This is a genomic window from Paenibacillus forsythiae T98 (assembly GCF_000520735.1).
Classification (GTDB): domain Bacteria; phylum Bacillota; class Bacilli; order Paenibacillales; family Paenibacillaceae; genus Paenibacillus_AQ; species Paenibacillus_AQ forsythiae.
This window is the reverse complement of the sequence record NZ_ASSC01000428.1, coordinates 1-2,276: the sequence shown is the minus strand read 5'-3', so window position 1 is coordinate 2,276 and position 2,276 is coordinate 1. Positions and strand designations below refer to the sequence as shown.

Sequence of the window (2,276 nt, the reverse complement as noted above, 5' to 3'; positions counted from 1 at the left end):
CAGCCGCAGTTGCTGCTGCTGGATGAGCCGACCAACCACCTTGACGCCGATACGATGGAATGGCTGGAGGAATGGGTGTCCGGCTATTCCGGCACCGTGCTGTACGTCTCGCATGACCGCCGCTTTATCGACCGCACGGCGACCTCCGTGCTGGAGCTGAGGCCGGACGGCTGCAGACGTTATCCCGGAGGGTACACGCGCTACCGCGAGCAGAAGGCGGTGGAAGCAAGGGAGCAGGAGGCGCGGTACAGAAAGCAGGAGATGGAAAAGAAGAAGCTGGAGGAAGCCATCCGGCGTTATGCCGAATGGTTCCGGCAGGCGCACCGCGCCGCCGGGCAGAACGATTTCCTGCGATCGAAGTCGAAGAAGAACGTCTCCCGGCTGCATGCGAAGGAAACGGCGCTGGAGCGGCTGGACCGGGAGCGGACGGCAGCGCCCCGGGAGAGCGCCCGGCTGAATATGCGGCTTGCGGGAGGGGAATTCGCCGCCGGGACGCTGCTGAGAACGGAGCATGCGGAGTTTGCGTACCCGGGCGGGAGCCCTCTGCTGAAGGACTTCAGCCTTTCGGTCCGCCGGTGCGACCGGATCGGCGTGATCGGGCCGAACGGGTCCGGCAAGTCGACGCTGCTGAAGCTGCTAGCGGGAATCTATGCGCCGACCGGCGGAACGGTCGCCCTGCATCCGCAGACGACTGTCGGATATTTTGCCCAGGAGCTGGAGCAGCTTGATCTCTCCTCCACTATCCTGGACAGCCTGCTTCAGCTCCCGGAAATGACGGTGACGGAGGCAAGGACAATCCTGGGCTGCTTCTTGTTCACACGGGACGATGCCTTCAAGCCGGTCGGCAGCTTAAGCCTTGGTGAGAAATGCCGCGTCGCCTTCCTGCGGCTCTACTTCGGCAGGGCGAATCTGCTGGTTCTGGACGAACCGACCAACTACCTTGATGTTGATACAAGGGAGGTTATTGAGGAAGCTATGAGAGCTTATCCCGGCGCGCTGCTGCTTGTCACGCATGACCGTTACTTGCTCTCGAATATCGCGAACCGGCTGGTGGTGCTGGAGCGCGGGCGCAGCCCGAGACAGTTCCCCGGCACCTATGGCGAATATCTGTCCAAAGACCGGGAGCATACGTTGACGGAAGCGGAGCGGGAGGCAGAGGATGAGCTTGGTGTGCTGAAGCTGCGGCTGACTCGGCTCATTCAGGCGGAAACACCGGAGAGCGAGGAGGCGGGCATGGCGCTGCTGGAGGAGATCCGGCGGCTGCGCCGGAGGATCGGGGAGCTGGAGAAGAGTGGATACTAGTGGTGATTTTTCATTACCTTTATGCCTGTGGGGGAAGTCATGGCGTGGAAAGTGAATGGGACCCGGTAGATGGAAAAAGCGGAGCTAAACGCCCCGAAATCCAGGTGCAAAGCGGATTAGAGGGAAATACTCCAGCTAGTTTGGGGGGAACCGCCGGAATTTGTTTATATGTCAGAGATTAGAGGGAGTCTTTCCGTCTAACGACCCGAATTCGTCCCCTGTCAGCAAAATAAAGGGAGATTTCCCCTTTGATTCGCGGCGATACATCGGTTGGTCAGCCAAAAGATCAACGGCAGGAGGAACACAACAAGAAGCTGCTGTCATCAAAAGAAGCTACCCGGCCGTAATTGGCTGAGGGCAGCTTCTTTTTTTTGGAGGAGGGAGGCCCTCCCGGCGAGCGAAATGTACAGCGATTATTTCTCGCCTTGAACGAGCGCAAGCTCCACCGCTTTTTTCAGAACCTTGCTGGAATTGCTCGCACCGCTGACGGCATCCACATCCAGCGTCTGCTTCGCGACGATTTCCTTCAGAATGGCTTCGGCGGGAGCGCCATGCCCGTTCTTGTGCTTCAACAGGTCGATCCGGGTCACTTTGCCGTCGTGCACGCTGACCTGAACCTTGGCGTCGATAAAGCGCACATCGTATTCTCCCACATAAGTCCCGTTGGACAGGCTGGAGAAGGGGATGTTGGATATGGTGAGATTCTTGATATTGGCTTGATAGCTGCGGACCTGATACAGATAGGTAAGGCCCCATCCGGCCCCAACGAGTACAATAAGAGCGGCGACAATCAGCAGTTTCTTCTTCACAACTAAACCTCCCTGATTAGAAATGGCAGTAGGATATTAGAAAAAGCTTTCGATTCGCGAAGTCAGTCTCGCCGGAACTTCCGTCAGCTTCTTGGCGCCCGGACAGACGACTTGGCCTTTGCAGGTCATGCCCGATATGCGGAAGAACTCGTTCATGGCGGCGAG

2 protein-coding genes are annotated in these 2,276 nt (G+C 58.3%); one reads left to right on the top strand and one right to left on the bottom strand.

Features of this window, described 5'->3' with window-relative positions:
* Positions 1 to 1,302, top strand: a 1,302-nt coding sequence (locus L692_RS0113725) for an ABC-F family ATP-binding cassette domain-containing protein (protein WP_025700686.1), incomplete at its 5' end; no start/stop codon positions are given.
* Between the two features lie 413 nt (positions 1,303 to 1,715).
* Here L692_RS0113725 and L692_RS0113715 read toward each other — a convergent pair.
* Positions 1,716 to 2,111 (bottom strand): FMN-binding protein, encoded by a 396-nt coding sequence (locus tag L692_RS0113715; RefSeq protein WP_025700683.1) that lies wholly within the window; start codon positions 2,109 to 2,111, stop codon positions 1,716 to 1,718.
* Positions 2,112 to 2,276: the final 165 nt, after the last annotated feature.